Annotated in this window: 3 protein-coding genes; all 3 read right to left on the reverse strand. The window is 37.6% G+C overall.

Going from position 1 to position 1080, the window contains the following annotated elements; translation table 11 throughout:
- Window positions 1-426: IgG-binding virulence factor TspB family protein (locus HMPREF2551_RS00185; RefSeq protein WP_283122392.1), on the reverse strand; the 426-nt coding region annotated here is incomplete at its 3' end.
- Complete coding sequence (locus HMPREF2551_RS00190) at window positions 401-721, reverse strand: hypothetical protein (protein WP_070836711.1); 321 nt, start codon at window positions 719-721, stop codon at window positions 401-403. The genes HMPREF2551_RS00185 and HMPREF2551_RS00190, both read right to left, overlap by 26 nt.
- Window positions 722-842: 121 nt before the next feature.
- The coding region (locus tag HMPREF2551_RS10635; RefSeq protein ID WP_070836712.1) for a hypothetical protein at window positions 843-1080 on the reverse strand (238 nt) is incomplete at its 5' end.

The raw sequence follows: 1080 nt of genomic DNA on the forward strand, positions 1-1080 counted from the left end.
TTCGCTGACTTCATTCCATTTGTAGCCTTCAAATTCAAGATCAGATTTAACAGCTTGATAGGCTTCGTAGGCGAAATAGGCAGCCGTACCCCAACCGGATAAACGTGTACCTAATGCAGCGCCTCTTTTTACCAGGTTAAATGCGCCTGAAAGTACTGCTTTACGAGATACTTGTGCTTCTAACGTTACAGGGACAGTTGAGGCAGATCTAAAGCCTGTTGATACGTCACGGACAGCTAAGGATTTACTGGAATTTTCATGATAAAACATATTCCCACCCATGCCACCACGACCATTATCTAAATACCGCCAAGTTCTAACGCCATTTTGATTAAATCCTCCAGTCGAAACACGTACTCTACCATTTGATTCAACAACTAATTCAGCATGAACTTTAAAATTAAATCCTAATAGAATAACGGCCATAATAATAAGCCGTAGAAATTTGACCATCATAGAACTCTTTGCATTCAAAGCCATGTTCTAAAAACTGAAATTTTAAAAACGAGCCATCTTCAAAAAAAACTAACATATCATCAAGATATGTTCGATTTAAGAAATATTGAGCTGCACTTTTTACCATGTTCTTAAAATCATAAATTGGATATATTTCTTTAAGTTTGAACATTTCAGCTATAAAAACATGACACAATTTTTCATTTAAATAATCTGGATTCGTGTCTTTTTTGAATCTCAATTCTTCTTCTGAAATATAAAACATAATACTAACTTTCGTAATGATTGCTGAAAGTTAGATTATATAGCCACGTCATTTAAAAATCATCCAGCCCACCAAGACCGGAACAAACACACCAAGATAAAAATAAAAATCCATCATGGTTTTACCTTAATTTCTGCCATATCAACCTGATACCCCAAACCGCTGCCATGATGGCAACTACTGACCAGCCTATATACGAACCGTCTTTCATGCTGTCTATCGGGTTACATTCTGGCAATTCAGCTTTGACGACCTGACCGTTAAGTATCCAACCGAGCTTAGACGCCTGAAGCTGTATCAACTTGCCGTCTTCGCCAATCTTCGGAGGCACTAAACTGAAATAGACGTTTTCGGCATCC

The sequence above is a fragment of the Neisseria sp. HMSC066H01 genome, assembly GCF_001837375.1.
Classification (GTDB): Bacteria; Pseudomonadota; Gammaproteobacteria; order Burkholderiales; family Neisseriaceae; genus Neisseria.

What these genes read in the sequence shown, in the direction of transcription:
- HMPREF2551_RS00190 (WP_070836711.1), bottom strand. Translation starts at nt 721, where the DNA reads ATGTTTTATATTTCAGAAGAAGAATTGAGATTCAAAAAAGACACGAAT.